Source organism: Microcoleus sp. PH2017_09_SFU_O_A, from assembly GCF_020738625.1.
In the GTDB taxonomy this organism is placed as follows: Bacteria; Cyanobacteriota; Cyanobacteriia; order Cyanobacteriales; family Microcoleaceae; genus Microcoleus.
The window spans coordinates 1-2,273 of the sequence record NZ_JAEQCF010000184.1 but is presented as its reverse complement, the minus strand read 5'-3'; the positions used below and the strand labels follow the sequence as shown (position 1 = coordinate 2,273).

General features: G+C 42.5%; 2 protein-coding genes and 2 pseudogenes. All 4 read right to left on the bottom strand.

Translation table 11 applies throughout. The features are described from left to right. Positions 1-198, bottom strand: a pseudogene (locus JGK16_RS32545) (IS5/IS1182 family transposase); the annotation flags it as partial. A gap of 12 nt (positions 199-210) precedes the next feature. Beyond that, entirely contained in the window at positions 211-381 is a 171-nt protein-coding gene (locus JGK16_RS32540; RefSeq protein ID WP_293203598.1) for a hypothetical protein, read from the bottom strand. A 19-nt stretch (positions 382-400) separates the two neighbouring features. After that, positions 401-1,594: an IS66 family transposase gene (locus JGK16_RS32535; protein ID WP_293194011.1), complete on the bottom strand. Its 1,194-nt coding sequence runs from the start codon at positions 1,592-1,594 to the stop codon at positions 401-403. Between the two features lie 98 nt (positions 1,595-1,692). Continuing rightward, positions 1,693-2,273, bottom strand: a pseudogene (locus JGK16_RS32530) (transposase); the annotation flags it as partial.

The following is a 2,273-nucleotide window of genomic DNA, read 5'->3' as shown; positions in this document are numbered from 1 at the left end:
TCCTGATTCGTTGAAGTTATCCCAACTAATTCGGTCTAAAAATACGTACCCATTTCGACAACTGGCTGACAGTTTTGCCCCAAATTCAACGGATTTCCCGGCTTTCCCTCTGACGATGGGGCGGATATGTGGTTGCGTTAAACTTACTATTCTATCTTCAATCCTCTGTTCTTTCTTTTCATACATTGATAATTGTTGACGGGTAATTGCTCAACTAGGGGAAAAAATGGAGCCATCAATAGAGAGAGCTTGTTGAATAGATTGATAAGCAGTTAAACCCTGACGCTTGCCAGTATTGACAACTGAACGAACGGCCGCAAACAAATCTCTGCCCCATTCCGAACGGAAGCCATTGGTCACACGGCGAAATATCACGCTCATCCGAATCGCCTGTTCACGCTTAATTATTTGTGGGTGGAATTGTCGCATCTTCCAGAAATAGAAATAAATTGTCAATCAGCCCACCGTAACGTTTTCGTAACCGTATACCATCCGGATGGTGTGGTGCTAAATCCAAAATCTTGGTTAATCTTTCCTGTAAATTTTCTCGATATTGATTGAGTCTAGTATCATCCATATTCTCCCGTCGCCGATGGATGATAAAAGCCCTTAATAATAACCTCTTCATCGCTGGGGCAAAAATCCTGTCCCCAGCATCAATTGCATATTGGCAATCCCGCAGTTGATGGGCTAAACACACTTGCCATTGTGGTGCTGGGTGATTTTTTTGAGCGCTAAATAAGTCTGACACCCAAATATCGGGACGATGTTCTCCTAGAACTTCGTTAATTACTCCAGTTCCTCGACTCGGACGGATGACGTGTAAACAAACATCCTGGTTCTGAAACACCCACTCCCACTGATTCTGTCCGTTAACTCTCGCGCTCGTTTCATCTGAACAAATTAATTTTGCCCGCCGCAGCCGTTGTAGTATTTGACTTACTTGATCGTCTAAACTGGTTTTTACCTTCCCCAGCAGGTTGGCGATTGCTCCTTCGGATATCTTGAGTCCAAAGACCTCTCCAAATATAGACGATAGCCGTTCGTAACTGATGGCATGAGTGTAACGGAGATATGTAACTAAGCTTTGAATTGAACTGCCAAACGGTGAACCTGGTTCCATTCCCAATGGTACAGGTGCAAGATATTCGGTTTGACAGCAGGCACACTGACCACCATAACGTTCACGGAGGGTGACGATGGGGCGAATTGGAGGTAGTTCGATTTTTTCGTAGACGGATTGCAATTTTTGGGCGGTGGCGGTGACTTTTTCTCCACAATGGGGACAATTTTTGAGTTGGGCGATGATTGTTTGGTCGGGATGAGGATGTAGTTCTCTTCCCCCTCCCGTTCTTCCTAGGCTTTTTTGTCTTTTGCTCCCCTCTATTTTCGAGGGCTTAATGTTGGGCTTGAATCCTTTGGACGGTGGAGTGCTGGAATTTTTGCTCGTTTTTTTAGGAGATGGCTCTGGCTCGGGTTTTGGTTCGTAGGTGGCTAATATTGCGCTGAGTTTTTGGATTTTCTCCCATAGCTCTACTATCAAGGCTTCTTTTGCCTCGTTCGATAGTTGTTTTAAGTCGGGGAGTTTTTCCATTCCTTTATCTAATGTCTATCTTGTCTTCTTGTCAAGGGGGTTGAGCAATTACGTTGACGGTATACTTCTGTGACTACTAGCAGCTTTTTGTAGTCAGATTTACTTAGGGACTGTAGCTGACCCATTGCCTCGATATTAGCTAAATTTCTTTTGATATATTGGAGTTGTTTTTTAATCGTTTTTCTTCGTTCTTTTCGTCGTGGTTTGCGGTTTTTTGCTAGGGTTAGGTATTCTTTTCTGGCTCTGTTTCGATATGTCCTCGGCTTTTTTTTTACGGGTGACTTAATTTGATTATGTAGAGCATCTATGATTTTTTCAGTATGTTCTCTGGCTTGATTTAATAGTCCTAAGTCCGTCGGATATTTAAGGTCGGCTGGCGCACAGGTTGCATCTAATATTAATTTTCCTTGATTTTTAGGTTCACTTATTTCTGATGACTTTTTTTCAACCAGCTCTCCTGGCACTTCGGTCTGCTCTTTGACCATTTTTTCGTTGATTTTATTGACTAAATTGACACCTATTCTCTCCCTAAAATGAACGAACATAGATGAATCAAATGGTGCAGCATTACTATAGGCTTTCATGCCTATAAAGTATTGTAGGTATGGGTTTTCTCTTATTTGTTCTAGCGTTTCTTTGTCGCTGGTTCCTAGCCTTTCTTTAATTATTAATGCCCCCA

Coding starts and splice junctions, on each gene's coding strand:
- JGK16_RS32540 (WP_293203598.1), bottom strand. CDS start 381: ATGAGCGTGATATTTCGCCGTGTGACCAATGGCTTCCGTTCGGAATGG.
- JGK16_RS32535 (WP_293194011.1), bottom strand. CDS start 1,594: ATGGAAAAACTCCCCGACTTAAAACAACTATCGAACGAGGCAAAAGAA.